The sequence below is a fragment of the Ancylobacter radicis genome (genome assembly GCF_018449475.1).
Taxonomy (GTDB): domain Bacteria; phylum Pseudomonadota; class Alphaproteobacteria; order Rhizobiales; family Xanthobacteraceae; genus Ancylobacter; species Ancylobacter radicis.
In genome coordinates this window covers 205,849-231,995 of the sequence record NZ_JAHCQH010000004.1, presented here as the reverse complement: position 1 = coordinate 231,995, position 26,147 = coordinate 205,849, and the positions used below count along the sequence as shown (strand labels likewise).

The 26,147-nt window shown below is 64.4% G+C and carries 22 protein-coding genes and 2 tRNA genes; 5 read left to right on the top strand and 19 right to left on the bottom strand.

The annotated features are described in order from the left end of the window. Positions 1-3 precede the first annotated feature (3 nt). From KIP89_RS01280 to KIP89_RS01270, 3 genes are read right to left on the bottom strand one after another with little or no spacing between them, the layout of a single operon-like run. On the bottom strand, positions 4-810 hold the full coding sequence (locus KIP89_RS01280; protein WP_213753596.1) for an ABC transporter ATP-binding protein: 807 nt from the start codon (positions 808-810) through the stop codon (positions 4-6). Between the two features lie 3 nt (positions 811-813). Then, positions 814-1,644, bottom strand: a complete 831-nt coding sequence (locus tag KIP89_RS01275) for an ABC transporter permease (protein WP_213753595.1) — start codon at positions 1,642-1,644, stop codon at positions 814-816. Positions 1,645-1,654: 10 nt separating this feature from the next. Then, complete coding sequence (locus KIP89_RS01270; RefSeq protein ID WP_213753594.1) at positions 1,655-2,659, bottom strand: ABC transporter substrate-binding protein; 1,005 nt, start codon at positions 2,657-2,659, stop codon at positions 1,655-1,657. A gap of 182 nt (positions 2,660-2,841) precedes the next feature. Between KIP89_RS01270 and KIP89_RS01265 the strand changes: the two genes are divergently transcribed. The 3 genes from KIP89_RS01265 to KIP89_RS01255 all read left to right on the top strand — a co-directional run bounded on the left by KIP89_RS01265 (position 2,842) and on the right by KIP89_RS01255 (position 5,844). After that, positions 2,842-3,552 (top strand): FadR/GntR family transcriptional regulator, encoded by a 711-nt coding sequence (locus tag KIP89_RS01265; protein WP_213753593.1) that lies wholly within the window; start codon positions 2,842-2,844, stop codon positions 3,550-3,552. 144 nt (positions 3,553-3,696) lie between these two features. Continuing rightward, entirely contained in the window at positions 3,697-4,653 is a 957-nt protein-coding gene (locus KIP89_RS01260; RefSeq protein WP_213753592.1) for a phosphate acetyltransferase, read from the top strand. 3 nt (positions 4,654-4,656) lie between these two features. Continuing rightward, entirely contained in the window at positions 4,657-5,844 is a 1,188-nt protein-coding gene (locus tag KIP89_RS01255) for an acetate/propionate family kinase (RefSeq protein WP_213753591.1), read from the top strand. A gap of 12 nt (positions 5,845-5,856) precedes the next feature. Here the strand turns inward: KIP89_RS01255 and KIP89_RS01250 are convergent, their stop codons facing one another. Together KIP89_RS01250 and KIP89_RS01245 are read right to left on the bottom strand one after the other, a co-directional pair. Next, positions 5,857-6,516 carry a hypothetical protein gene (locus tag KIP89_RS01250; RefSeq protein WP_213753590.1) on the bottom strand — a complete coding sequence of 220 codons (660 nt, stop codon included), beginning with the start codon at positions 6,514-6,516 and terminating at the stop codon, positions 5,857-5,859. After that, positions 6,513-8,708 (bottom strand): polysaccharide biosynthesis tyrosine autokinase, encoded by a 2,196-nt coding sequence (locus KIP89_RS01245; RefSeq protein WP_213753589.1) that lies wholly within the window; start codon positions 8,706-8,708, stop codon positions 6,513-6,515. Before KIP89_RS01245 ends, KIP89_RS01250 begins: the two co-directional genes overlap by 4 nt. Before the next feature lie 256 nt (positions 8,709-8,964). On the opposite strand from KIP89_RS01245, the gene KIP89_RS01240 reads away from it, so the two are divergent. After that, positions 8,965-9,582, top strand: a complete 618-nt coding sequence (locus KIP89_RS01240; protein WP_250152103.1) for a polysaccharide biosynthesis/export family protein — start codon at positions 8,965-8,967, stop codon at positions 9,580-9,582. A gap of 61 nt (positions 9,583-9,643) precedes the next feature. Here KIP89_RS01240 and KIP89_RS20080 read toward each other — a convergent pair whose 3' ends face one another. The 14 genes from KIP89_RS20080 to KIP89_RS01170 all read right to left on the bottom strand — a co-directional run bounded on the left by KIP89_RS20080 (position 9,644) and on the right by KIP89_RS01170 (position 25,355). Beyond that, complete coding sequence (locus KIP89_RS20080) at positions 9,644-11,128, bottom strand: O-antigen ligase family protein (protein WP_213753588.1); 1,485 nt, start codon at positions 11,126-11,128, stop codon at positions 9,644-9,646. A gap of 8 nt (positions 11,129-11,136) precedes the next feature. Further along, on the bottom strand, positions 11,137-11,850 hold the full coding sequence (locus KIP89_RS01230) for a metallophosphoesterase family protein (RefSeq protein ID WP_250152102.1): 714 nt from the start codon (positions 11,848-11,850) through the stop codon (positions 11,137-11,139). 150 nt (positions 11,851-12,000) lie between these two features. Continuing rightward, positions 12,001-13,155 (bottom strand): outer membrane beta-barrel protein, encoded by a 1,155-nt coding sequence (locus KIP89_RS01225; RefSeq protein ID WP_213753586.1) that lies wholly within the window; start codon positions 13,153-13,155, stop codon positions 12,001-12,003. A gap of 161 nt (positions 13,156-13,316) precedes the next feature. Beyond that, on the bottom strand, positions 13,317-14,030 hold the full coding sequence (locus tag KIP89_RS01220; RefSeq protein ID WP_213753585.1) for a hypothetical protein: 714 nt from the start codon (positions 14,028-14,030) through the stop codon (positions 13,317-13,319). Between the two features lie 539 nt (positions 14,031-14,569). Next, the gene (locus KIP89_RS01215; protein WP_213753584.1) at positions 14,570-15,328 is read right to left on the bottom strand and encodes an ATP12 family chaperone protein; all 759 of its coding nucleotides are present in this window, start codon (positions 15,326-15,328) and stop codon (positions 14,570-14,572) included. Continuing rightward, positions 15,325-15,996: an HAD-IA family hydrolase gene (locus KIP89_RS01210; protein ID WP_213753583.1), complete on the bottom strand. Its 672-nt coding sequence runs from the start codon at positions 15,994-15,996 to the stop codon at positions 15,325-15,327. Before KIP89_RS01210 ends, KIP89_RS01215 begins: the two co-directional genes overlap by 4 nt. 42 nt (positions 15,997-16,038) lie before the next feature. Further along, a tRNA-Val gene (locus KIP89_RS01205) sits at positions 16,039-16,114 on the bottom strand. Between the two features lie 291 nt (positions 16,115-16,405). Beyond that, positions 16,406-16,684, bottom strand: a complete 279-nt coding sequence (locus KIP89_RS01200) for an HU family DNA-binding protein (RefSeq protein WP_183191041.1) — start codon at positions 16,682-16,684, stop codon at positions 16,406-16,408. A 302-nt stretch (positions 16,685-16,986) separates the two neighbouring features. Next, positions 16,987-19,428 carry an endopeptidase La gene (gene lon / locus KIP89_RS01195; protein WP_213753582.1) on the bottom strand — a complete coding sequence of 814 codons (2,442 nt, stop codon included), beginning with the start codon at positions 19,426-19,428 and terminating at the stop codon, positions 16,987-16,989. A 255-nt stretch (positions 19,429-19,683) separates the two neighbouring features. After that, on the bottom strand, positions 19,684-20,955 hold the full coding sequence (gene clpX / locus KIP89_RS01190) for an ATP-dependent Clp protease ATP-binding subunit ClpX (RefSeq protein ID WP_213753581.1): 1,272 nt from the start codon (positions 20,953-20,955) through the stop codon (positions 19,684-19,686). Positions 20,956-21,332: 377 nt separating this feature from the next. Next, the gene (locus tag KIP89_RS01185; protein ID WP_213753580.1) at positions 21,333-21,965 is read right to left on the bottom strand and encodes an ATP-dependent Clp protease proteolytic subunit; all 633 of its coding nucleotides are present in this window, start codon (positions 21,963-21,965) and stop codon (positions 21,333-21,335) included. 155 nt (positions 21,966-22,120) lie between these two features. Continuing rightward, a complete protein-coding gene (tig, locus tag KIP89_RS01180; protein WP_213753668.1) occupies positions 22,121-23,470 on the bottom strand; it encodes a trigger factor in 1,350 nt (449 codons plus the stop codon). 129 nt (positions 23,471-23,599) lie between these two features. Beyond that, positions 23,600-23,684, bottom strand: a tRNA-Leu gene (locus tag KIP89_RS01175). A gap of 180 nt (positions 23,685-23,864) precedes the next feature. Then, the gene (locus KIP89_RS01170) at positions 23,865-25,355 is read right to left on the bottom strand and encodes an NAD(P)H-hydrate dehydratase (protein WP_213753579.1); all 1,491 of its coding nucleotides are present in this window, start codon (positions 25,353-25,355) and stop codon (positions 23,865-23,867) included. Positions 25,356-25,707: 352 nt separating this feature from the next. On the opposite strand from KIP89_RS01170, the gene KIP89_RS01165 reads away from it, so the two are divergent. Then, a complete protein-coding gene (locus KIP89_RS01165) occupies positions 25,708-26,046 on the top strand; it encodes a P-II family nitrogen regulator (protein ID WP_213355983.1) in 339 nt (112 codons plus the stop codon). Positions 26,047-26,147: the final 101 nt, after the last annotated feature.

The window sequence follows — 26,147 nt, the reverse complement described above, 5'->3', positions numbered from 1 at the left end:
CCCCTAATCGACGTAACGCTTGAGGCCCTGCCAGATCTCCTCGACGGTATCGAGATAACCCTGGTCACGGCGAATGGCGTCGGGAGACGCCGAGCGGTCGATCTCCGGCTCGATGATCTGGGCGATGCGGCCCGGCCGGCGGGAGAGGATGACGATGCGGTCCGAGCAGTAGACCGCTTCCTCGATCGAATGGGTGACGAAGATGAAGGTCTTCTTCTCCAGCGCGACGAGGCGCAGCAGGTCTTCCTGGAACTTGCGACGGTTCTGTTCATCCACCGCCGAGAACGGCTCGTCGAGCAGCAGCACGTCGGCATTCACCGCGAAGGCGCGGGCAAGGCCCACACGCTGGCGCATGCCGCCGGAGAGTTCGTGCGGGTACTTGTTCTCGAAGCCGGCAAGCCCGACCTCGTTGATATATCGGGCGGCGATCGACTGGCGCTCGTCCTTGCCCATGCCCTTCAGCTCAAGGCCGAAGGCGACATTGCGCATCACCGTCGCCCAGGGCATCAGCGCGAAGTCCTGGAACACGAAGGCGCGTTCCGGGCCGGGGCCGGTCACGGTCTTGCCGTTCACGCGGATCTCGCCCGAGGTCGCGGGAATGAGGCCGGCGATGATCTTGAGCAGCGTGGTCTTACCGCAGCCCGAGGGGCCGAGCAGCGTGGTCAGCTTGCCGGCGGGGAAATCAAGGTCGATGCTGCGCAGCGCCTCGACCTCGCTATACATCTTGCAGACACCCCGCACCTCGACCGCGACGTCGGCACCGGCGGGATGGGCAGCGGCGGACGCCGCATGCGCCGTGATATTGCGCATGGCTCAGGACCTTCTCTTTTCCGGACGCAGCACGCGAAGCTCGAAGGCCTCAAGCGCCGCCAGCGTCAGCGTGGACACGAGGATGATGGAGACGACGGCGGCATACATTTCCGCGTAGTTCGCCACCGAGCGGTGATAGGTGATGAGATCGCCGATGCCGGTCGGGGTGATCAGCAGTTCGGCGAGGATCACGCCGATGAAGCCGGCGGCGAGGCCGAGGCGCAGGCCGGCGAAAATGACCGGGCTGGCATCGGGGATGATGATCTTGGTGATGCGCTGCCAGAGGTTTCCCTGGAAGGAATAGCACATGGCAACCAATGACGGATTGGCATTGCGCACCGCCTTATAGCCATTGAGCACGATCACCGGCAGAGCGAGCATGATGACGGCCAGCGTTTTTGCCAGCAGGCCGATACCGTAAACGAAGGTGATCAGCGGGATCAGCGCTGCCATCGGCGCGGCCTGCAGCACGATGAAGACCGGGGCGGCCAGCCATTCGGCGAAGCGCGACAGACCCATGACGATGCCGAGCGCGATGCCGATCACCGTGGAGATGGCGATACCGATGACGAGCGGCTGCAGCGTTTCCGCATAGGCGGCGACGAAGGAGCCGTCGAGCGTCATGGTGACGAAGGCGCGCAGCGTTTCCAGAAAGGTCGGGAAGGCGAAGCTGATCGGTATGCGGCCGGCGATTTCCCAGATGAGGAAGAACAGCCCGATGGAGGCGATGCGCCAAAGGGCCGAGCGGTGCTCCGAAAGCTTCCTCCAGAAGGAGGAAGCCTCGGTGCCGGGGACGGTCCGCGAGGGGCCGTTCACGTGAGCGGGTACTGCCATCAAGCCGGCCTCAATTCGTGCCGATCTTGCCGAGCGCGCGGTTCAGCGGCTCGAGCGCCCAGAACTCCTCGACCTTCAGCTCGGCCGGCTTGCCGGTGAGTTGGCCGGAGAGCGTGTAGAAGGCGAAGTCGTCCTTGGCTGCCGCCTCGCCGCCACCATTGAGCGGGAAAGCCTTGCCTTCGGCGAGTTCAGTGAAATAGGGCGTGATCTCGGCGACCTGATCGGCCGGCAGGTCCGGCAGGAGCTTGTACTTGGTGCGCCACTCGGCAACGATCGCCGGGTTCTTGGTGACTTCGCGCCAGGTGGTCAGGATCGACTCGACGATGATGTCGACGTCCTTCGGGTTCTTGTCGAGGAAGTCCTGGCGGGCGAACAGCGCCTCATCGGTGGCGTTGATGCCATCCAGCGGCAGGATGATGAACTTGCCCGGCGCCTTCGCCGCGAGCAGCTTGCGCCCATTGGTGTCGACGATGGTCGCCTTCACATTGCCCTGCAGCAGCGCGCCGGTGCGCACTTCCGAGCCGGGGATGTAGCTGATCTTGGAGAACTTGATGCCCTGCTTCTCCTCCATCAGCTTCATGATCGCCTCGGTGCCGGAACCGCGCGAATGCACGGCGATTTCCTGGCCGTCGAGGTCCTTCCAGGTCTTGTAGAATTCGGCATTGACCGCCGGGTAGAAGCGCAGCGTGGAGAGCTGCAGGAAGATGCGCACCGGCACCTTCACCTTCTGGATCAGCGCATAGGGACCGCCGACGCCGATATCCGCCTGCCCGCCGACCACGGCCTGGGCCGCGATGTCCTCGGACTTCAGATAGGTCATCTCGATTTCGACACCCTTCTGCTTGGCGAGCTCGAAGGCGGCGAGGAGATGGAGGTTCTCGACGCTCGCAATGTCGCCATAGGCGACGCGCACCTTGGCTTCAGCCTGCGGCGCGAAGGCCAGCGTCGCGCTGACGCCGAGCACGGCGGCGGTGCCCGACAGGCGCACCAATCCCTGGGTAAGGCTCTTGAGCATTTTCGTCTCCCATGATGCCGAGTGGTTGGATCCACGGCTGCCGTTACCCCGCGAGGTAAACGACCAATTGCTTTTTGGTTTATATTGGCTGAAAGATGCGGTCAAGTTCAAAACGGCTTGACCGCTCGGGTCCGCCGCTTCATAGATTGAACCAATTCGAACTTTGGTTGAGCCCTGCGCCTATGCTGAATTCCCATCCTGATACCCATCCGGCACAGGGCATCGTCACCCAACTGCGCGCCTATCTGGCCCAGACGGACCTGCCCGATGATGGGCGCCTGCCGCCCGAGCGCGAGCTGTCCGCCGCCCTCGGCGTCTCGCGCACCGAACTGCGCAAGGCGCTCGACGTGCTCGAAGCCGAGGGCCAGCTCTGGCGCCATGTCGGCAAGGGCACCTTCATGGGCAGCCGGCCGCTCGACACCTTCGCCGACATCGCCGCCCTCGCCCGACGCAGCAATCCGGCCGAGGTGATGCGCGCGCGCCTCGTCATCGAACCGGAGATTACCCGCGCCGCCGCCTTCACCGCGACCCCCGCCGCCATTTCCGAGATGCGCCTGTGCCTCACCCGCTCGCGGCAGGCGGAAACCTGGCGGCAATATGAAGGCTGGGACACGCGGCTTCACCGCACCATTGCCGAAGCGACGCAGAACAGCCTGCTGCTCGGCCTGTTCGATACGCTGAACGCGGTACGCCGGGCCGTGACCTGGGGCCGGCTGCGCACGGCGCCGGTACGCCCGCTGCCGACCCATCACAGCTTTGCCGAACATGACGCGATCGTCGACGCCATCGAGCACCGCGACATGGCGGGGGCTGCCGCCGCGATGCGCGCCCATCTCCAGACCGTCGAGCGCAAGCTGCTGGAAAAGCAGATGCGCGCCGCCAACGAGGACTGAGCCTCACCCGTCAGCCCCCTGCTGGCCGGGGGCTGCAAATTCTGGTCTCTTGCGACAGGTCAAGGACGCCACGGCCCCTTCACCTTCCCGTGGCAACCTTCATCAAGGCTCCACCCGGCCACGCCACGGGTCGCAAGGAACGTCATGGATCAAAGCGTCAGCCCGCATCCCACCCACGGCAATTATCGCGACCTGATCGCCCGCGCCGCCGCCGTCGGCCCGCTGCGCACGGCGGTGGCTCACCCCTGCGATGAATCTTCGTTGCGCGCCGCCCTGGATGCCGCCGCGGCCGGGCTCATCATCCCCATACTGGTCGGCCCGCAGGCACGGATCGACACGGTAGCGCGCGAGCACGGGCTCGATCTCACCGACATTGAAAGAGTTGACACCCCGCACAGCGCGGCCTCCGCGGCGCGCGCGGTGGAACTGGTGCGCGAAGGCGAGGCGGCGCTGCTGATGAAAGGCAGCCTGCACAGCGACGAGATGCTCGCCGCCATCACCGCGCGCGACACGGGCCTGCGCACCGGCCGGCGCGTCAGCCATGTCTTCATCATGGACGTGCCGTCCTATCCCGAGCCGCTGTTCATCACCGATGCGGCGGTCAACATCTTCCCCGACCTCGACGCCAAGCGCGACATCGTCCAGAACGCGATCGACCTGCATCGGGGCCTCGGGCTCGGACGCCCGCGCGTGGCGATTCTCTCCGCCATCGAGACCGTGACCACCAGCATCCCCTCCACCCTTGACGCCGCCGCGCTGTGCAAGATGGCCGAGCGTGGCCAGATCACCGGCGCCGAACTCGACGGACCGCTGGCGCTCGACAACGCCATCTCGCCCGACGCCGCGCGCATCAAGGGCCTGACCTCGCCCGTCGCCGGCCGTGCGCAGATCCTCGTCGCCCCCGATCTCGAAGCCGGCAACATGCTCGCCAAGAACCTCACCTTCATGGCCGGCGCTGACGCCGCCGGGATCGTGCTTGGTGCGCGCGTTCCGGTGATCCTGACCAGCCGCGCCGATACGCTGAAAACCCGCCTCGCCTCCTGCGCCGTCGCCGTGCTCTATGCCGATGCGCGGCTGCGCCAACCGGGCCTTGGGGGCTAGACCATGAGCGACGTGCTTTTCGTGGTGAATGCCGGCTCCTCCTCCATCAAGTTCAAGCTCTACCGGGTGGACGGCGAGGATTTCGCCCCCCTGATCGGAGGCGCGCTGGACGGCATCGGCACCCGTCCGCGCCTCATCGCCCGCGACGGCGACGGCGCATCTCTGGTCGATCAATCCTTCTCAGCGCAGGAAATCGCCAGCCCGCATGAGGCCCAGCACGCCATTGGCGACTGGATCACGCCGCTGATCGACGACCATCATCTGATTGGCGTCGGCCATCGCGTGGTGCATGGCGGGCCCGATTACAGCCATCCCGTCCTGATCGACGACGCGGTTTTCACGCGGCTGGAGAGCTTCATCCCGCTGGCTCCGCTGCACCAGCTGACCAACCTCGACCCCATTCGCGTCATCCGCCAGCGTCGACCCGATCTTCCGCAGGTTGCCTGTTTCGACACCGCGTTCCATCGCGACCACCCGGAGATTGCCGATCGCTTCGCCCTGCCCCGGGCGCTCTATGAGGACGGCGTGCGGCGCTACGGCTTTCACGGGCTGTCCTATGAATATGTCGCGGGCCGCCTGCGCGAACTCGACCTGGAAGCCGCCGCCGGCAGCGTGGTCATCGCCCATCTGGGTTCCGGCGCCTCGGCCTGCGCGCTGCAGGACGGGCACAGCCAGGATTCCACCATGAGCTTCACCGCTCTGGACGGCCTGCCCATGGGCACGCGCTGCGGGGCGCTTGACCCCGGCGTGGTGCTGCACCTCATCGAGCAGAAGGGCATGAGCCCGGCCGAGGTCGGCCATCTGCTCTATCACGACAGTGGTCTGAAGGGTCTCTCGGGCATCAGCAGCGACATGCGCGAATTGCTGGCGAGCGAGGCGCCCGAGGCCGCGCTGGCGGTGGATTATTTCTGCCTGAAGGTCGCGCAGGCCATCGCCCAGTTCACGGTGACACTCGGCCGCCTCGACGCGCTGGTCTTCACCGCCGGCATTGGCGAGCGATCCGCCCCCATACGAGCGCGCATCGCCGCGCGCCTGGCGATTCTCGGCATGAAGCTCGACGCCCGCGCGAATGAGGCGAACGATTCGCGCATCGATGCGGAGGGCTCGCGGCAGCGTGTATTTGTTATCCCCACGGACGAGGAAGCCATGATCGCCCGCCACACGCTGCGCCTGCTGAAGGGGCGGGCCTAGCGGGGGCCCGGTTCAGCGCAGGCTTGCCGGCCTGCCATAAGCGCGCCATTCGGCATCGACCTGTTTGCGAATGTCCGCGGGAACCTTCGCCATCAGCTTACGCCAGGGCGTGCCGAAATAGCGGCTGGCGCCGAACATCAGGTTCAGCTGAAAGAAGAATTGCTGCTTGAGCTCATCCGGTGCCTGCGGCCAGAGCGCGAGCAGGAAGGCCATGCGACGGGTCACATGGCCCATCTCGCGTGGCGCCACAAGCGAGGACATCTTCCAGGCCTCATAAGCGAGCGCCCGGTCCGAGGCCGCCCAACTGGCGATCGCGAGATCCATCCAGGCGCTTGCGTTCACCGGGTCGACGGCAAGCACCGCCGCTGCGTCGCGCTGCGTGGCGCTTGGCGATTGCCCCATGGCCTGCCCGAGCCGGGAGCCGAGTTGCCGTGCCCGGCTGCGCATGCCCGCCGTGTCCTGCCACCCTGTCAATGAGTCGCGCAGATCGACCAGCGGCTGAATTGTCTCCGCCCGCCAGTATTCCCCCTCAAGTGTCGCGGTCGCCTGCTGCTCCAGTGCGTTGAAGCGCCAGAGCTGGATACCCTGGTAAACCAGCAGCGCCGACAACACGACAAGCAGCGCCGACACGAGCGCGGCGCCCGGCCTTGCCATGGCACCGGCACGGATCATCCGACGTAGTACTTCTTATAATAAGCCGATGAATAATAGGAATAACGGCCGTATTTCGGCGTCCGGCGCAGATCAACCATGTTGAACGCGATGCCGCAGACCTTGCGGTCGCCGGGAATGCGTTCGAGTGAATGGCGCACGAATTCGCGTGCCGTCGCGCTCCATCGGACGACGAACACCACCTTGTCGGCCATGCTGGCCAGCACGGCGGCGTCGATCACCGGCCCGACCGGGGGCGCGTCGAGAATGATCAGATCGAAGCTCTGGCGAAGCTGGTCGAGCAGATGCTGCATGCGGGCCGAGCCGAGCAGATCCGGCGGGCTCTGCGTCTTCGCGCCCGAGCCCATTACATAGACGCCTGACGCCTTGTCGCGATGCAGGATACCGTCGGAGGAGGCGGTCTGGGCGAGCAGTTCGACCAGACCGGGGCGCTCGGTGAGACCGAATTGCTGCGAAATGGACGGGCGCCGCAGGTCGCAATCGATGAGAAGCGCGCGCTTGCCCGAAGTCGCGGCGGAAACCGCCAGAGAAATCGCCAGCGATGTTTTGCCTTCGCCGGGCGAAGCCGAAGTGATCTCGACAATTTGCGGCGGGTTGTCGACATCCGACATCTGCACGCCCGCGCGCAGGCTGCGGATCGATTCACTGAAGCGCGACAATGGTTTCTCGACCAGATAGCGCACGACCGGGACGGAACCGGCGACCGCCTCCCCTTCGAACTCGGCCCACTCCACGGAGGACAGAACCGGCAACCCGGTCTGCTCCTCAACCTCGCGCGGGCTGTTGAAACCGGAGTTCAACAGGTCGAGCGTGAAGGCGATGCCGACACCGAGCATCAGGCCGAGAAGACCACCCGCGGCCAGGAAGAGACTGCGCGAGGGAAAGGAGGGCGTGCCGCTCGGCAAGGCCGGCGTGATGATGCGCGCGTCCCGGATATCGACCTCGGACTGTTCGGACGTCAGCTTGGCCTGGTTGAGGAAGGTCTCGTAAAGGGTACGGTTGGCCTGCGCATCGCGCTCCAGCTCGCGCAACCGGATGGTCAGCGAGTTGTCGCTGCTGGCCTGGCCCGACGCCGCCGCGACATTGGCGGCCATCGCCTCGGCGCGCGACTGGGCAACATCGTAATCATTCTGGAGGTTGGCGATGATGCGCTGGATTTCGGCGCTGATCAGCCGCTCCACTTCGCGGCGCTCGGCGCGCACATTGACAACCAGCGGGTGGCGCTCGCCATAGCGCGATACAAGATCGGCCTCGCGCGCCGAAACTGCGGCGAGCCGTCCGCGCAAATCACCGATCACGGCGGAGCGGATCACATCGGGAATCGTGTCGACCTTGCCGCCGCTCTCCACGAGATCACGGGCCTGCTCGTATTTCGCCTTCTTCTCCGCCGCCTCGGTCTGGATCTGCACCAGCTCGGCGTTCACCTCGGAAAGCTGCTGCTCATTCAGCGTCTTAGAGCCGACCGCGACAAGATTGTTGTCGGTGCGGAAACGAACCGCCTCCTCCTCCGATTTCCGCAGCGCATCGCGCAGGCTCTGAAGCCGATCCGTCAACCAGGTCGTGGCGCGCCGCGCGGAATCGAAGCGATTTTCAAGTTGATCAACGATATAGGCATCCGCGATGGCATTGGCGAGGCGCGCAGACTTTTCGCCACTCTCGGATTCAACCGCGATCGAAATGATCGACGAGCGGCCGCTGCGGGCAACTGTCATGGCCCGCTTCAGGCGCGATATCGTGCCGCGCACATTGCTGGGAATCGCATCCGGGTCGGCCACGGCACCACCGGCATTCACGGCCGGCGCACCTGACGGAAAAAACGACATGATCCAGCCGAACAGGGATGGCTTGGAAACCCCGAATTCCGGGTCCTCGGTAAGCTTCTCGCGCTCGACGACGCGCCTGAGAAAATTCACGGACGTCATGATCGAAATTTGATCGTCCATGACCGTCGGATCCTGGCCCGGAGACAACTGGTCACCCAGCGTCTGCCGAGAGGATGAATCAAGCAGAACCTCAGCGGTACTCGTGTATTTTGGCGTGAGAGTCAGCAGAACCACCACTGTGGCGGCCAGCACGGAAATCATGATCGCCAGAATCATCTTCCAGCGCCGCAGCAGAAAGTCGACAATACTATGGATATCGAGTTGCCCGCTCTCTTCGAGACGAGCAAATTCCGCAATCTTCCCGTGCATATCCACTCACTTGAAATTTATATTGACGCAGATCGAGAGACAAAGCGCGACCCGCCCCCGCTGGCCACCCATCTCCGTCAATGTGCATTATACTCACGTACCCATGCGATTCATAGAGACGCTCGCGCGGCACGGTGATATAAATTTTGGCATGTTCACATTGTTCGCACCCCTTGGCCACAAGGTGTCAACAGAACGATACATGATCGGGAATAGACGTTCATGACAGAACTGTTCGTTGACCTACTAAGGTAAAATGATGCTTGTCTGGAGTAAGTTTGGCCGCACGAAGTCTCGCCTATTATTGGATGGCACGCGCCGCTCCTTGGTAGTTGGCATCGCCGCCAGCCTTCTCGCCGGGTGCGCCTCCGCCCCGAGCGCGCCGCCTTCCGCAACTGCCAGCCCGGAATCCCCGCCGGAATACGTGCTCGGCACGGGCGATCGAATCCGACTGACTGTCTTCAACGAACCGTCTCTTTCCGGCGAATTCGAAGTGGATGCCTCCGGGGCCATTTCCATCCCGCTGGTCGGCAGCTTGAAAGCGGCCGGCGTAACGCAGCGCCAGCTTGAGCAGGAGATCAGCACCAAGCTCTCGGCCGGCTATATGCGCGATCCGCGTGTCAACGTTGAAATCCTGAAATACCGGCCCTTTTATATCATCGGCGAAGTCAGCAAGCCGGGCGAGTATCCTTTCCGCAACGGCATGAATATTATCAGCGCCGTCGCGGTTGCCGGCGGCTTCAACTATCGCGCCAATGACCAGACCGTGTTGATCCGCCGCGCGGGACAGACACAGGAATATTCCTACCCTGTGGCGACCACGACGATGGTCTATCCTGGTGACATCGTGCGCGTCGCGGAGCGCCTGTTCTAGTTGTCCGATCCGGTCGGATGATTATCGGGTCGTCGTCCCACCAACATCGCGGCATCGATACTTAGCTTTGCGCGGTCTCGATGCGGCGGCTCCAGCTTTGTGCCAGTCCTGCTCCCAAGAGACCCCAGTAGATAAGCGCAACCGCTTGAATCTGCAGGCTGAAATCCACCATTGAGTGGATGAGTACAGTCACGCTCGCCGCCAGCGCCACGAGGCTCAGCATGGGGCGGCGCTCGCAGCGGGTCACATTGCGAAAGATGCTGATCAGCAGAACGACCATGAGAAGACCCACAATCGCTGCCGCCGGAAAGCCGACATCCATGATGATTTCGGCATAGGTGTTATGAGCGTGGTTCCAGAAGGCGAAAATATAGGGGTCGGCCCGATATTGCGGGAATATCTTCGGAAAACTGCCATAACCAAACCCGAAGAGAGGTTGATCCAGAGCCGCGGTGAAAGTGCTGGTCGGAGCGGTCAGTCGAGCCGACATATCCTCGACGCCCTCCTGTCCGGCAGCTTCCAGCCGCTCGGCCACGCCGCCTCCATAGGTCAGCAGAATCGCGACTAGGGCGATAAGCACGAGCCCGCTGACCGCCAGAAGCCCACCCCGCCGACGTTCAAAGCACACAAACAGAACAAGCAGGGCGAGGACACCCAGCAGACCGCTCATCATGCCCGCACGGGACAGGCTCCAGAGCAGGGCCACACCGATGATCAACGCCGGAATTGTCAGCGGAAGGGCACGGCGCACGATTTGGTCCGTGAGCGTGGCGATGCGGTGCGCGAGAGGAACGGCTCTCCCCCCATCCTGCCGGCGGAAGCTCTCCAGCATCAGGCCCAGCGTCACGATCAAACCGACAGCGGCGAAGGTCGCGAAGCTGTTGCGGTTGACGAAGGTCGACGTGACCGCATCGAGATAGGACCGCTTGGGCGCCCAGAGCAGTTCCTGCGGAAAGAACAGCAACTGCACGATCCCATAGCAGGCATAGAGCGTGATCAGGCCGACAAGCGCAAAGGCGAATATCTCCGCCCGACGTCGGTCCCGGCAGAGTTGCAGCCCGAGATAGAAACTCACCGCGTTCGGGGCCAGCCGGATCAGCGCCACGAGTCCATCATCCGGCGAGGCTGAAATGGCCCCCTCCATGCGCGGCGCGGCGGAAAAACCGGCAAGGGCCTGGCGCGCCAGGTCCCAGAACGGGTTTTGCCAGGCGGCGGGCGCCCAAGGCACGATCTGGAACAGAATCCAGACTACAAAAAGCGCGAACAGTGCCCCGCACCACCAGATGCGGCGCCAGGAAACCGGATGCGGCGCGCCACTCACCAATCGCCCCGCCTCGAACAGGATCAAGAGGGCGCCGAAGAGAACGGCATTCACCGCCCAGGCCAGCGGGCGGTTGCTGCCGAAAAACAGCGGAGCCCACGCCAAAGCGAGCACGAAAAACACGAAAATGATGTCGTTATAGGTGTCTGCCGGCGTTCGTCGGCGCAGAAACGCCCCGTTCGGCGAACGGCGCGGGGCGTCTGGGGATAGTTTCGGCTCAGCCACGCCTCGGCTCATGTGTGCAGGAACCGCACATCCGGCCCTTCCAGCACCGCGCAGCTCAGGCGGTGAGTGAGATAGGCGCCTGTGTCGACATTGACGCGGTTTGGCCGGACATCCGGCACCATCACCGGCGTGTGTCCATGAACGATGCGCTTGCCGTGATCATCCCCTGAATCGACGAACACATCGCGGATCCAGAGCAGATCATCCTCGGTTTGCCGGTCCAGCGGCAGGCCGGGGCGGATGCCGGCGTGACAGAAGAAATAGCCTCCCACCACATGTGAGGCCGGCAGGTCGCGCAGGAAAGCAAGGTGCTCGGCCGGCATCGCCTCCAGCACCGCCTCACGCAACTCGCTTGTCCGGCCCGCGGTCATGTAGTCGCGGGCGAGGAGACCATAGGAGAACAGCGTTTCCACACCGCCATTGGCCAGCCACGAACTCCAGTCCCGGCGGCCATCGAGGGCATCAAGCAACATAGCCTCGTGATTGCCCTTGAGGCACACCCAGCCGGACGCGCTGCGTCCCTTGATCAGGCAGTCCAGCACCCGGCGGGTATCGGCACCGCGATCAATATAGTCGCCGAGAAAGACAAACTGGCTTGTTACCCCGGCCGCGCCGGTTCCCATGTCGCGCAGGGCATCGTCCAGCAGGCGGCTCAGGAGGTCGTAGCGCCCGTGAATGTCACCCGTGGCGTAGACGCGCTCGCCTTCCGGGATCCGGTACATTGTGGGAGCCGCCGCGGGGGCGCGAAAGCGGGAAAACAACATGAATTCGGCCAGGGAGCTTGGGATGAACGAAACCGTACGAGCCCCCACTGACCATGCCCTAAACGCACCCCGCCCACAAATGCGGGCGGGTCAAGATACCGTGTCGCCTCAGTAGGTGAGGACGATGCCGCCGCTCACCACGCTCTGCTGGTAGTCCTCGACCCCGTTCACGCCGTTCAGGCTCGACGCGTAATCCGTGTAATTATAGGTCAGGCGGAACGTCGCGTAGCGATTGTAAAGGTAGCGCAGCTCGGCACCGGCGACATACTGGTCGTCGTCACGCGGATAATCTTCGTAGTTCTGGTTCTGATAGCTGAACCAGGCGGAGAGGAGAATATTGCGGCGCCACTCATAATCGCCACGAATGCCAACGGTCGAACTCAGCACGCTCGAACCGCTGAGCCCGGCATAATCGAAGTTGGAGGTCAGGACCTCCTGCTTGGCATTGAAGTTGATCGTCAGCAGGGGCGTGGCAAACCAGTCGAGATTGGCGCCATAGGTGAAATGCGGGATCGAGTCGATATCGCCTTCGGAGTCCCAGTACTTGTAGCCGATAAAGATCTCGCCGCGCGTCAGGCGCGAGGGCTGGAACTCGAAGCCCGTGATGACTTCGTATTCTTCGGCGTTGTAATCCGGGTCATCCATGAAGGCCCAGCCATAGCTGCCGCCGACGAACACGCTGGTCAGCGGGCTGATGTCATAGCCGACACGACCGCTGATCTTGTAGTCCTGACCGTCGCGATAGCTCTGATCGGTCGGGACACCGTCGATCGCGTCGTCGAAGGCACGGTCACGGAAGTCGAACAGGACCCGCGTCCACATGCGGTTGAACTGCTTGCGGAAACCGACGCCGGCCGTGGTCTGGTCATAAGGCAGCGGCGAGGTCAGACCGGTGTCGGTCTCGTCATCGCCCGGCAACTCGTTGAGGTGCGAGAAGCGCGCATAGCCGATGAGTTCCAGATTATCCGCCATATCGAGGCGGCCATTGGTCCCGACCGAATAGTTCTGATAGTCGGCATCGCTGTATTTGGCGTAGCTGCCGCTCTGGAAGTAACCGTCAAAGCCGAGATAATGCTGGGTCCAGTCGGACTTCACGGTGACAGCCGGCTTGACGGTCAGGATCCAGTCCGCCTTCTCGTTGGTATTGGTCGCCGTGATGTTGTCATTATAGCCACCACCGACATACAGCGACGGCAGGATGCTGAACGACGACAGGGCGATACCCGGAGCCGAGACAGCCGCCGCACGGTCGCCAACCCCCATGGTAAGGGGGTTCGAGGTCGACGCGGCAGACGCCGGCGCCGGATATTCCGCAGCGCCCGCAACGCCACCGAATACGCTACCAAGAAGGGCCGATACCAGGCCCGCTGCCGCAATCTTCTTCATATCCCCGCCCCTCAAATTCACAGCGCCCCGCAATGCTCTTAGGTCGGGCTAATTTCGTTGGTCGGATCGTTCGGCAATGACGGAATGATCACCGCGATCGGACTGGTCGCCGGCGCAAGCCCCGGAGGTATCAGTGTCCCGCCAGCCGCATTCAATGTCACAGCGAATTGCGCCCCGAAGGCGCTGCCCCGCGACACGCCCGCATCGGCAAAGGTTTGATTGATTGCCTGGAGCGCCGCCGCCGCCGCAGGACTGGTCGGCGCAGAAACCTGAAGCTCTGCAACACCGAGGGCCACGCCATCCGCCAGCAACTGGGTCAGGCTGAGATTGGGACTAATCCCAGGCGCCCCCTCGCTGCTGAAAGCGACGATGGCCGCCACCACCTCGCCGGCGATACTCTGGTTGGCCACGACAAAATCGCGAAGAATGCCGCGCAAATCCGCAGTCGAGAGATTCCCGGCACGCTGCGCCGCGACCAGCGCCGCGACATAAGCCTTGACCGTGGCAGCCCGCTGCTCCGATGAACCGGCCACCACGGGAGCGACCGGGACGCCGCTGGAAGACGGCCGAGTTCCACTACCGCCGCCGCCAAGATTTAAACGCGTAGAAGGATTAAAAGCACCGCTAACACCGGAACCAGTACCAGCCCCGGAACTATCCTGCGCCTGGCCGAACTCAACGCCCAGCAGCGAAACGCCGGACAGACCAATCACCAATGCGACAGCTGCACTGCGCGCCAAACCCATCGCCATTGGACCCCCCGTCCGTATTTCCGCGATTCATGATTACCATGTCACCACAGGCATACTAGTGCACAGAAGCCACACCGGTCAACATTTACCGCCTGCAACGTCGGCTAAATGAACGGAAATTTGAAACATTTTACAGGCGAACCCACCCTCTTGGCCATCAGGGACTGAATAGATAAATAGCTCTTCATCCAAACAAGCAGATTATTCTCAAAAACAACCCTGCATTCCCTGACAAATAAAACCCAATCCGACTGTTAACATTAAATTAAACTCAAAATTTTGGGGCCGAACCGCCTGATGTTCGCCATCTGTCGCAGCGGAAAGAATGCCTTCGCAATCGATACGTCTTGAGAAAAGGCACGCTGCACCGCAACAGCATGTGTATTTTTTATGTTTCAGACCCGTCGCCCCCCATAAATATGGGATAAGAACACAAGGTCGGCGCTTTGAACTTAGGCATGCCGCGCATGCGGGCACATGGCCTGCGGCGAAAGGCGGCCATTTGCCGAGAATCGCCCGCCGGCGGACCTGATCGGCTGTCAGGCGCCGATCAGTTGCAGGCACAGGGCGGCGGCACTGAAGTCGCGGAAGCGCGCCGTGCGACGAGCTGACGCCTCGGCATCCGTGCCCCAGATCTGCTGCTGCACATCCTCGTCGATATGGGCCGCGCGCCAGGCGTCCTCCGCGCTCAGGCGCCCGCGCCACACGGCGAGCGCGATGATGCTGGAGCCGGACAGCGTCGTCATCAGGTTCAGCGCGGCGAGGCGCAGCGCCTCATCCGGCAGATAGGCGGCGATCGCCTGAAGGCTCCGCTCGGGCTGCTCGACATGGATGACGCCCTCGCTGAGGAAGAAGACGGCGCCAATCTCCGCCCGTGCCCAGTCCAGCAGCGGGTCCCAGAGGTCGCGCTGCAGATCGACCAGCGCCGCCGGCGCATCGGTGCGGTAGCACAGGAGGTCCGAGCCGGCATATTTGACGATCTCGGCCGCCACCTCGGCCCGGTTCGGCTCCACGCCGTCCAGCGCCGAATTGACCAGCCGCGTCACCGGCATGCTCATCGGGTCGATGAAGGCGCCCTGCCCGCCCCACTCGGCGGCCATCACCTCGGCCAGAGCGAGGCTGGGAACGCGCACGATGTGGCGACCGGGCGTACGCACCGGGCGGCCGTCCAGCTCGATACGAAAACCCCCATCTTCGGTCGGGGCGACGCCGGCGGCGGTATAGAATCGCTTCATCCGCGGCACGGCGGTCTGGGCGGCGAGCTTGGCCGCCAGATCGGAGGTATCCCGCTCGCTCATGCCGCGCCTCCCCAGAACTGCTCCATGGCGGGGATCAGATCCTCGGCCTGGTCGATCAGACGTTCCGCACCGGCCTCGGTCAGCAGCGCCGGAGCATGATAGCCCCAGGTCACGCCCAAAGCGCGGGCGCCGGCGGCGCGGGCCATCACCATGTCGAAACTCGTATCGCCGATCAGCACCGTGTCCCGCGGCGCGATACCGGTCGCCTCGGAGGCTTGCAGCACCATGGCCGGATGCGGCTTGGAAGGCGCGTCATCGGCGGTCTGGATGGTAATGAAGCGGCCCTCAAGGCCATGATGGCTCAGTACCGCCGCCACGCCGCGCTGCGACTTGCCGGTAGCGATGCCCAGCAGCACGTCCTCGCGCGCCGCAAGTTCGTCCAGCACCGCCCGCACACCGGGAAACAGCGGCTCGACAAAGCCCGATTCGGCGCGCAGTTCGCGAAAGGCCTCGCGGTACAGCTCGGCCAGAGCCTCGGCGGGAAAGGCGGGGTCCTCATCGCCCAGCCGGCGCATCGCCTCCACCAGCGAGAGGCCGACAATGCCCAGCACCGCCGGGCGCGGCGGCACGATCAGGCCGGCGCGGGTAAAGGCACGCGTCATGGCCTCGACGATCACATGCTGGCTGTCGACCAGCGTTCCGTCGCAATCAAACAGAACGAGTTTCACGGCGTCCCTTCCGGCAGGATGCCGACGCGCGGCGAAACGGGGTGGTGGGCGGTGACGGGCTCGAACCGCCGACCCTCTCGGTGTAAACGAGATGCTCTACCAACTGAGCTAACCGCCCGAACTGTCGATGATGCGGCCGCCTGGCGGGATCTGTCCCGACCAAACGGCCCGCAAGGCCGATCCCGCGCCTTAAAGCACCGGATGCCGGGCCGGGCAAGGGGCGAGATAGGGGCGAGATGTCGCCCGGCCTCGCCACGCGGCGCGGCCCTAAAAGACCGAAGGCGCGCCGGATGGGAGACCGGTTCCGGTCCACTCGCCACCTGACGCGCCTTTTGGAGTCCCGCGCGGGACGTCACGCCACCCCGACCGATGCGGCGGGGGCGCCGACGCCTCGCGGCAGCGGACGAAATCAGCCGTTGACGATTTCCTTCAGGCCCTTGCCGGGCGTGAACTTCGGCGCCTTCGAGGCTTCGATCTTGACCGGGTTGCCGGTGCGCGGGTTACGGCCCTCACGCGCGGCGCGGGTCACGACGGAGAAGCTGCCGAAACCGATGAGCTTCACTTCCTCGCCCGCCTTCAGCGACGCGGCGATGGCATCGAAGGTCGCGTCGACCGCAGCCGCGGCGGCAGCCTTCGTGAGCTTGGCCTGCTCGGCCACGGCGGCGACGAGTTCGTTCTTCGTGGTCATGAGACCGTCCTTCCCTTGTTGCACAAGAATCGTCGGTTACATGCACCAACGACGGGCGCGAACCCTTTCTCCAAATTGCGGCGATTGCAAGCGCAACCGGCATCAAACCCGCACGAATACACGATTTTGGATGATTTTAGAGTAACAAGATACCCCTCTCGCCTGGCATGCCAGCGCCTCGAATTTGAGCGCGCAACGTCAATGAGATGAACTGTGCGGCGCTGGCCGACGCTTCCGGCACCAACGAAAACGGCGGCGCCCGCAAGGACGCCGCCGTGATCATCGTCTGCGGGAAGTCGCGCTCAGTGCGCGGCGACGCCGCTCGGCTCGTCGAGGCTGCCGATCACCGGCTCCACCTTGCCGGTGTCGGGAAGGATCTTCTCCTCCCAGACAATCGCTTCCGGCTGGCGGATGAGCGCGTGCTGCAACACCTCGTCCATGCGCGAAACCGGCACGATTTCGAGGGCGTTCTTCACATTGTCCGGGATCTCGGCGAGATCCTTGGCATTCTCCTCGGGGATCAGCACCTTCTTGATGCCGGCCCGCAGCGCCGCCAGCAGCTTCTCCTTGAGGCCACCGATCGGCAGCACCCGGCCACGCAGCGTGACTTCGCCGGTCATGGCGACTTCGCGGCGGATCGGGATGCCGGTGAGCACCGAGGTCAGCACGGTCGCCATCGCCACGCCCGCCGAGGGGCCGTCCTTCGGGGTCGCCCCTTCGGGAACATGGACATGGATGTCGCGGCGGTCGAACAGCGGCGGCTCGATACCGAAATCGAGCGCGCGGGAGCGGACATAGGAGGCCGCCGCCGAGATCGATTCCTTCATCACGTCGCGCAGATTGCCGGTCACCGTCATCTTGCCCTTGCCGGGCATCATGACGCCTTCGATGGTCAGGATTTCCCCGCCCACTTCGGTCCAGGCAAGACCGGTGACGACACCGACCTGATCCTCGCTCTCGGCCTCGCCATAGCGGTAGCGCGGCGCGCCGAGATAATCCTCGAGCTGCTGGACCGTGACCTTCACCGTCTTCTTCTTCGACAGCATGAGGTCCTTCACCGCCTTGCGGGCGAGGTTGGAAATTTCACGCTCGAGATTGCGCACGCCGGCTTCCCGCGTGTAGCGGCGCACCAAAGTGAGCAAAGCCTCGTCGTCGATGGCCCATTCCTTCGGCTGGAGACCATGCTTGGTCAGCGCCTGCGGAATGAGATGGCGGCGGGCGATCTCGACCTTCTCATCTTCCGTGTAACCGGCGATGCGGATCACCTCCATGCGGTCCAGAAGGGCCGGCGGGATGTTCAGCGTGTTCGCCGTCGTCACGAACATGACGTTGGACAGATCGTAATCGACCTCGAGATAGTGGTCGTTGAAGGTGTGGTTCTGCTCGGGATCCAGCACTTCCAGCAGGGCCGAGGACGGATCGCCGCGGAAATCGGCGCCCATCTTGTCGATCTCGTCGAGCAGGAACAGCGGGTTGGCCTTCTTCGCCTTGCGCATCGACTGGATGACCTTGCCGGGCATCGAGCCGATATAGGTGCGCCGGTGGCCGCGGATCTCGGCCTCGTCGCGCACGCCGCCGAGAGCGACGCGCACATATTCGCGGCCGGTCGCCTTGGCGATCGACTTGGCGAGCGAGGTCTTGCCGACGCCGGGCGGGCCGACCAGGCACAGGATCGGGCCGGTCAGCTTGTTCTGCCGACTCTGCACCGCAAGATATTCGACGATGCGGTCCTTGACCTTGTCGAGGCCGAAATGGTCCGTGTCGAGCACGTTCTGGGCGAAGGGCAGGTCCTTCTTGATCTTGGAGCGGTTGCCCCACGGGATCGACAGCAGCCAGTCGAGATAGTTGCGCACCACGGTGGCTTCCGCCGACATGGGGCTCATCTGACGCAGCTTCTTCAGCTCATGCGTCGCCTTCTCGCGGGCTTCCTTGGAGAGCTTGACGGTCTTGATGCGCTCCTCCAGCTCGGCCAGCTCGTCGCGGCCATCCTCGCCGTCGCCCAGCTCCTTCTGGATCGCCTTCATCTGCTCGTTGAGATAGTACTCGCGCTGGGTCTTCTCCATCTGGCGCTTGACGCGCGTGCGGATGCGCTTCTCGACCTGAAGGACCGAGATTTCGCTCTCCATCAGCGAGAGCACCTTCTCCAGCCGCGCGGTGACCTTGAGGATCTCCAGCACCGACTGCTTCTCGGGGATCTTCACCGCCAGATGCGAGGCGATGGTGTCGGCCAGCTTCGAGTGGTCCTCGATCTGGGTGACGACGCCGACGACCTCGGGCGAGACCTTCTTGTTCAGCTTCACATAGCTGTCGAATTCGGCCAGCACCGAGCGGCCGAGCGCCTCGGCCTCGACCTTGGAGCCGAGCTCCTCCTCAAGCGCGATGGCTTCCGCCTCATAGAGGTCGGCGCGGTCGGTATAGTGCTCGACGCGGGCACGCGAGATGCCCTCGACCAGCACCTTCACCGTGCCGTCCGGCAGCTTGAGCAGCTGCAGCACGGAAGCGAGCGTGCCGATCTTGTAGATCGAGTCGGTGCTGGGATCGTCGTCGGAAGCGTTCTCCTGCGTCGCCAGCAGGATGAAGGTGTCGTTCCGCATCACCTCTTCCAGGGCGCGGATGGACTTCTCGCGACCAACGAAGAGCGGCACGATCATGTGCGGAAAGACCACGATGTCGCGCAACGGCAGGACCGGAAACGTCTGCGAGACGCCCGGCGTGAGCGCGGTGCGAGGCTTGGAGCTCGTCATGGCTCTATCCTTTTCTGTTGACGGCCGGCACCTGACCCGGACGCCAGACGCGCCAAGGGAAGGGGCCGTGCCGCTAGACGGCCGGAACACGATCGGGAATCGGTGTGCGGGAGCGGTAGGCCGCGGGACTGCACGTCGAAGCGGGTCGAGGACCGGAGGTTGACGTTCACATGGCGACGCCCCCCGGCTCCGTCAAGGGAGGCGGCCGTGGCGACCGGGCGCGGGCGCCCGGCCGTGGTCATTGCGTCGCCCGGGTCAGGCACTCGCGCCTGCATCGCCGGCCGCACGATCCGCGTAGATGTAGAGCGGACGCGCATTCTGCTCGACGACCTCCTTGCTGATGACGACTTCCTCGACCCCTTCAAGGCCGGGCAGATCGAACATCGTGTCCAGCAGGATGCCTTCCATGATCGAGCGCAGGCCGCGCGCGCCGGTCTTGCGCTCGATGGCCTTGCGGGCAATGGCGCCCAGCGCCTCCTCATGGATGGTCAGCTCGACATTCTCCATCTCGAACAGGCGCTGATACTGCTTCACCAGCGCGTTCTTCGGGTCGGAGAGGATCTTCTTCAGCGCCGCCTCGTCGAGGTCTTCGAGCGTCGCGATCACCGGCAGACGGCCGATGAACTCCGGGATCAGGCCGTATTTCAGCAGATCCTCGGGTTCGACCTCGCGGAACACCTCACCCGGCTTGCGGTCCTCGGGGGCGGAGACGATGGCGCCGAAGCCGATCGAGGTGCCCTTGCCGCGCGACGAGATGATCTTGTCGAGGCCGGCGAAGGCGCCGCCGCAGATGAACAGGATGTTGGTCGTGTCCACCTGCAGAAACTCCTGCTGGGGATGCTTGCGCCCGCCCTGCGGCGGAACGGAAGCGACCGTGCCTTCCATGATCTTCAGCAGCGCCTGCTGCACGCCCTCGCCCGACACGTCGCGGGTGATCGAGGGGTTGTCGGACTTGCGGCTGATCTTGTCGATCTCGTCGATATAGACGATGCCGCGCTGCGCCCGCTCGACATTGTAGTCGGCCGACTGAAGCAGCTTGAGGATGATGTTCTCGACGTCCTCGCCGACATAGCCCGCCTCGGTGAGCGTCGTCGCATCCGCCATGGTGAAGGGCACGTCGAGGATGCGGGCGAGCGTCTGCGCGAGCAGCGTCTTGCCCGAGCCCGTCGGCCCGATCAGCATGATGTTGGACTTGGCGAGCTCCACGTCACCGGCGTGCTTGGTCGCGTGGTTCAGGCGCTTGTAGTGGTTATGCACCGCCACCGACAGGACGCGCTTCGCATGGAACTGGCCGATCACATAATCGTCCAAGACCTTGCAGATCTCCTTCGGGGTCGGAATGCCGTCGCGCGACTTCACCAGCGAGGATTTGTTCTCCTCGCGGATGATGTCCATGCACAGCTCGACGCATTCATCGCAGATGAACACGGTCGGTCCCGCAATCAGCTTGCGGACCTCGTGCTGGCTCTTGCCGCAGAACGAGCAATAAAGAGTGTTCTTGCTGTCGCCGCCGCCAACCTTGCTCATGCGTCTCTCCGTCCGCTCGGCGGTCCAGGGGTTTCCTGATCCCGCCCCAGTCTCGCAGGCCGCCGCGGGCCTCCAAGGGGGGAGAAACGCGACGGCTCAATGGGCCGTCAAAAGGAAGCGACTTTCAGGGTCCGACCATTCCTGCTAGCCAAGCACGCTAGCGGCGGAGCGATCAAGAAGGCATTCGCGTCATCCCCGCCTTCGCGGATCGGGCGCCGGCCCCGTCGTACCCCTGTCACACCTCCTGGCGACACTTCACTGTCATGCCATGCAAGCGCGATACCGCGCCGCACGCAACCCCACGCTTAAGTTACGCGCGGGATTGCCCTTCATATAGGAAGCCGGCGTGGCTTCCGAAACACGCACATTAAAGGCTGTCAGGCTTTCGCGGGGGCTTCGTCCGGGCGCTTGTCGATCACATTATCGATAAGACCAAAGGACTTGGCGGCCTCGGAGGTCATGAAGTTGTCGCGCTCCAGCGCGTCCTCCACCGCCTTGAGGTCCTGCCCGGTGTGCTTCACATAGATTTCGTTGAGCCGCTTCTTCAGGCTTTCGACTTCCTTGGCGTGGATCAGGATGTCCGTCACCTGGCCCTGGAAACCGCCCGAGGGCTGGTGAACCATGATTCGCGCGTTCGGCAGGGCAAAGCGCATACCCTTCTCGCCGGCGGTCAGAAGCAGCGAGCCCATCGAGGCCGCCTGGCCGATGCACAGCGTCGACACCGCCGGCTTGATGAACTGCATCGTGTCGTAGATCGCGAGACCCGACGTCACCACTCCACCGGGGGAGTTGATGTACATCGAGATTTCCTTCTTCGGATTTTCCGCCTCAAGGAACAGCAGCTGCGCGACCATCAGCGTCGCCATGCCATCCTCGACCGGGCCGGTCAGGAAAATGATGCGCTCCTTCAGGAGGCGCGAATAAATGTCGTAGGAACGCTCGCCCCGGTTGGTCTGCTCGACCACCATGGGAACGAGATAATTCATGTAAGTATCAATAGGGTCACGCATATTTCGATCCTCGGCGGTACGGCGCCCGTGCACCGCCCGCGAATCCATCCCGCCCCACAATAAAGCGAAAGCGCATCCCTACCAGCCCATAGGGCCATTGTGCCGCGGATCGGCCGCGCAGGAGACGATCCCGCGCGGCATGTCCGCAACCGTCATCAGGCCTTGTCGGCCTCGTCCTCGGCGTAGAGTTCCTCGCGGGTGACGGGGACTTCATTGACCGTGGCAAGCTCGAGCAGGAAGTCGACGACCTTCTCCTCGAAGATCGGCGCGCGCAGGCTGGCCAGCGCCTGGGCGTTCTTGCGGTAGAACTCCCACACCTGCTGCTCCTGCCCGGGGAACTGGCGGGCACGCTCGACGACGGCGCGGGTGACCTCGTCGTCGGTCACCTGGATGTTGTTCTTCTCACCGATTTCCGCAAGGACCAGGCCGAGGCGCACGCGGCGCTTGGCGATCTTGTCGTAGTCGGCGCGGGCCTCCTCCTCGGTGGTCCCCTCGTCGGCGAAGCTGCGCTTCTGGTTGTCCATCTCCGAGGTCACCGAATTCCAGATGCCCTCGAATTCCTGCTGGGCCAGGGTCGGGGGCACGTCGAACTGGTGCAGGCCGTCCAGCGCGTCGAGCAGGCGACGCTTCACCTTGGCGCGGCTCTGGGCGTTGTGCTCCTGGGCGATGCGGCTCTTAACCTGCTCGCGCAGGGCCGCCATGTCGTCCATGCCGAGCGACTTGGCGAACTCGTCGTCGAGCGCCATCTCGCCGGGGGCCTCGATCTTGGTCGCGGTCACCTCGAAGGCGGCGGCCTTGCCGGCCAGCTCGACGGCCTGGTAATTTTCCGGGAAGGTCACGTTGACGGTGCGGGTCTCGCCCTCGGCGATGCCGATCAGCTGCTCCTCGAAGCCGGGGATGAAGCTGTTGGAGCCGAGCACGACCGGGATGTCCTCGCCCGAACCACCTTCGAACTTCTCGCCGTCGATCGAGCCGACGAAGGAGACGGTGACGCGGTCGCCCTTGTCGGCGGCGCCTTCCTTGGCGGCGTAGGGGCGGTTGGCCTCAGAGATGCGGTTGACGGTCTCGTCGATTTCCGCGTCGGTGACGGCCAGAACCGGCTTGTCGAGGCTGATCGACTTGAAGTCGCCGAGCTCGATGGCCGGCAGCACCTCGATGCCGACGGTGTAGGACAGGTCGGCCTTGCCCTCGATCACCTCATTGACCACCGCCTCGTCCTGCGGCAGCTCGACCTTGGGCTGCATGGCGAGCTTGAAGCCGTTGTCGTCGATGATCTTGGTGTTGGCCTCGTTCACCGCCTGGTCGATGACCTCGGCGAGAACCGACTTGCCATACATGCGCTTGAGATGGGCGACCGGCACCTTGCCCGGACGGAACCCGTTGATGCGCACCTTGTCCTTCATCTCGGTGAGGCGAGCGGTCGCCTTGGCGTCGAGTTCGGCGGCCGGCAGCACCACGCGATATTCGCGCTTCAGACCTTCGGCGAGGAGTTCGGTGACCTGCATGTTCAATCGGCCTTCGTCGTGTGAGCCGCGGACGCGGCGTTCTCGAATGGTTATGCGAAGCGGCGGCGCTGGTGCGCCACGCAGCCTCGTCGGTGCATACGGTCGGGAGGCTCCGGGGTATCGGAAAACTGGTGCGGGCGGAGGGACTCGAACCCCCACATCTTGCGACACTGGAACCTAAATCCAGCGCGTCTACCAGTTCCGCCACGCCCGCGGACACGCCGGTCGCCTCACCTCCGCGATCTGCGGAGAAGCCAAGGCGCGCGGACGCGTGCACCCGAAAAGATGCCGCCAGCCGGGTGCGGGCTTATAGCACGGCGCTGCCCCAGCGCCAGCCCTAAAACAGCGCACGGTTGCGCGAGCCGCCGGACCGCCCCGGCGCGCCCGGAAGCCTTCAGCCGACCACGCCGAGCCGCTTGAACAGCCGGGCATAGACCGGGCGCAGCGCGTCGATCAGATCATCGGCCACCAGCCCCGGCCCCGCCTCCGTTGCGGCCTCGCCATGCAGCCACACCGCCGCGCAGGCCGCCTCGAAGGCCGGCATGCCCTGCGCCAGCAATCCCCCGCAGATGCCCGCGAGCACATCGCCCGCCCCCGCCGTGGCGAGCCAGGGCGGGGCGTTGGAGGCGATCGCCGCCCGCCCGTCGGGCGAGGCCACCACCGTATCGGGGCCCTTCAGCACCAGCGCCGCGCCCAGCTGCACCGCTCCGGCGCGGGCCCGCTCGACCTTGGAAGCGGGACCGAGCACGCCGTCATAGCCCGCGAACAGCCGGGCGAACTCGCCGTCATGCGGCGTGGCGATGGCAGCGGGGGCCTCGGCAATCTGCCGGGCTAGATCGCTCGCGCGGCCGGCGAAGCTGGTGAGCAGATCGGCATCGAGCACCAGCCGCCGGTCGGCGCAGGCGGCCAGCATCTGCCGCGTCGCCTCCCCCACCCCGACGCCCGGCCCGATCACGATCGTGCACAGGCGGGCGTCTTCGAGCAGGCGCGCAAGTTCGCTCGCGCCCAGCACCGGCCGCACCATGATGGCCGACAGATTCGTGGCATGGATCGACAGCGCCGCCGGCGGGCAGGCGACCGTCACCAGCCCCGCCCCGCCGCGCAGCGCCGCGCGGGCAGCCAGCCGCGTGGCCCCCGCCGCCTGTGCCGGGCCGGACACGGCGACCAGATGACCGCGATCATATTTGTGCCCGTCGATCCGGGGCACCGGGAACTGCGCATCCCAGAGCGCGGGCCTGTTGGCGAAGGTGCGCGAGCCGATGGCCCCCAGCACGCCCTCGCCAATGCCGATCTGGGCGACCTCCAGCGCGCCGGTATACAGGCGCCCCGGCAGCAGCACATGGCCCGGCTTGGGGCGAAAGAAGGTGATGCTGGCACGTGCCCGGATCGCCGCGCCGCGCACCGCGCCCGTCGCCCCGTCAATGCCCGAGGGCAGGTCGACCGCCAGCACCGGCAGCCCGGCCTCGTTGACCCGCTCCACCAGCGCCCGCGCCGCCCCGTCGAGATCGCGCGCCAGACCCGCGCCGAACAGCGCGTCGATGACCAGAGCGACCCCATCGAGGCTCGCATGCCCTGCCGCCTCCACCTCGCCCGTCCAGCGTTCCGCCATCAAGGCGGCATCGCCGGTCAGCGCCGTGCGCGGGCCAAGCAGCGCCACCCGGACTTGATAGCCGGCTAAGGCAAGATGCCGGGCCGCGACGAAGCCGTCACCGCCATTGTTGCCTGGGCCGCAAAGCACCAGAACACGGCGGCCAATTTCCACCATGCGCGCCGCAGCGGCTGCCACCGCCCGCCCCGCATTCTCCATCAGCACGTGCCCCGCAATGCCCCGTGCTATCGTCAGTGCGTCCGCCCGCCCCATCTCGTCCGGCGTCAGCAGCTCCATACCATCCCCTTAGCTTCGGCAGCCTCGCTTACAACGAACGCGCCCCCTTGCCGAGCGTTAACCTGCCAAGGCGATCACCCTTTTCGCTGCAGCAACACGAGCAATCCGCATGCCTAATTTGCGCGCGCCCTAGCCGGGTTTGACCTCGATCAAATTGCATATTTTTTATGCAAAAGACTATTTATTAATCACACCCCTCAAAATATTGCCGGAGCCTACGCTTTTTGCCGCTCGTAAAGCGCGCCGAACCCGCTATTTTCCCGCTAGGCCCAACGCTTGGCATGGGTTCTGCTTCGACGCGTTTCGGCTCGACCGGGCGTCGCGGATCGTCGAGTCAGGGAGATAAGCTGAGATGAAGAAGATTGAGGCCATCATTAAGCCCTTCAAGCTGGACGAGGTGAAGGAGGCGCTGCAGGAAGTCGGATTGCAGGGCATCACCGTCACCGAGGCCAAGGGCTTCGGCCGGCAGAAGGGTCACACCGAACTCTATCGCGGCGCCGAATATGTCGTCGATTTCCTGCCGAAGGTGAAGATCGAGGTCGTGGTTGGCGACGAGATGGTGGAAACCGCCATCGACGCCATCCGCCGCGCCGCCCAGACCGGGCGCATCGGCGACGGCAAGATCTTCGTGTCGAACATCGAAGAAGCGATCCGCATCCGCACCGGTGAGTCTGGCGTCGACGCCATCTGACAGCAAGCGTAGTATGGTCCGGCCGACAGCACGCGCTGCATCGCCTTGATGCAGCGCGTCTCGTTGTTGGCACCACCGCTTGTGTCTCACCTGCCCGCGAA

Excerpts from the sequence above, each read along its gene's own strand:
- KIP89_RS01280 (WP_213753596.1), bottom strand. The coding sequence starts at position 810 with ATGCGCAATATCACGGCGCATGCGGCGTCCGCCGCTGCCCATCCCGCC.
- KIP89_RS01275 (WP_213753595.1), bottom strand. The coding sequence starts at position 1,644 with ATGGCAGTACCCGCTCACGTGAACGGCCCCTCGCGGACCGTCCCCGGC.
- KIP89_RS01270 (WP_213753594.1), bottom strand. The coding sequence starts at position 2,659 with ATGCTCAAGAGCCTTACCCAGGGATTGGTGCGCCTGTCGGGCACCGCC.
- KIP89_RS01265 (WP_213753593.1), top strand. The coding sequence starts at position 2,842 with ATGCTGAATTCCCATCCTGATACCCATCCGGCACAGGGCATCGTCACC.
- KIP89_RS01260 (WP_213753592.1), top strand. The coding sequence starts at position 3,697 with ATGGATCAAAGCGTCAGCCCGCATCCCACCCACGGCAATTATCGCGAC.
- KIP89_RS01255 (WP_213753591.1), top strand. The coding sequence starts at position 4,657 with ATGAGCGACGTGCTTTTCGTGGTGAATGCCGGCTCCTCCTCCATCAAG.
- KIP89_RS01250 (WP_213753590.1), bottom strand. The coding sequence starts at position 6,516 with ATGATCCGTGCCGGTGCCATGGCAAGGCCGGGCGCCGCGCTCGTGTCG.
- KIP89_RS01245 (WP_213753589.1), bottom strand. The coding sequence starts at position 8,708 with ATGCACGGGAAGATTGCGGAATTTGCTCGTCTCGAAGAGAGCGGGCAA.
- KIP89_RS01240 (WP_250152103.1), top strand. The coding sequence starts at position 8,965 with ATGATGCTTGTCTGGAGTAAGTTTGGCCGCACGAAGTCTCGCCTATTA.
- KIP89_RS01230 (WP_250152102.1), bottom strand. The coding sequence starts at position 11,850 with ATGTACCGGATCCCGGAAGGCGAGCGCGTCTACGCCACGGGTGACATT.
- KIP89_RS01225 (WP_213753586.1), bottom strand. The coding sequence starts at position 13,155 with ATGGGGGTTGGCGACCGTGCGGCGGCTGTCTCGGCTCCGGGTATCGCC.
- KIP89_RS01220 (WP_213753585.1), bottom strand. The coding sequence starts at position 14,030 with ATGGCGATGGGTTTGGCGCGCAGTGCAGCTGTCGCATTGGTGATTGGT.
- KIP89_RS01215 (WP_213753584.1), bottom strand. The coding sequence starts at position 15,328 with ATGAGCGAGCGGGATACCTCCGATCTGGCGGCCAAGCTCGCCGCCCAG.
- KIP89_RS01200 (WP_183191041.1), bottom strand. The coding sequence starts at position 16,684 with ATGACCACGAAGAACGAACTCGTCGCCGCCGTGGCCGAGCAGGCCAAG.
- lon (WP_213753582.1), bottom strand. The coding sequence starts at position 19,428 with ATGACGAGCTCCAAGCCTCGCACCGCGCTCACGCCGGGCGTCTCGCAG.
- clpX (WP_213753581.1), bottom strand. The coding sequence starts at position 20,955 with ATGAGCAAGGTTGGCGGCGGCGACAGCAAGAACACTCTTTATTGCTCG.
- KIP89_RS01185 (WP_213753580.1), bottom strand. The coding sequence starts at position 21,965 with ATGCGTGACCCTATTGATACTTACATGAATTATCTCGTTCCCATGGTG.
- tig (WP_213753668.1), bottom strand. The coding sequence starts at position 23,470 with ATGCAGGTCACCGAACTCCTCGCCGAAGGTCTGAAGCGCGAATATCGC.
- KIP89_RS01170 (WP_213753579.1), bottom strand. The coding sequence starts at position 25,355 with ATGGAGCTGCTGACGCCGGACGAGATGGGGCGGGCGGACGCACTGACG.
- KIP89_RS01165 (WP_213355983.1), top strand. The coding sequence starts at position 25,708 with ATGAAGAAGATTGAGGCCATCATTAAGCCCTTCAAGCTGGACGAGGTG.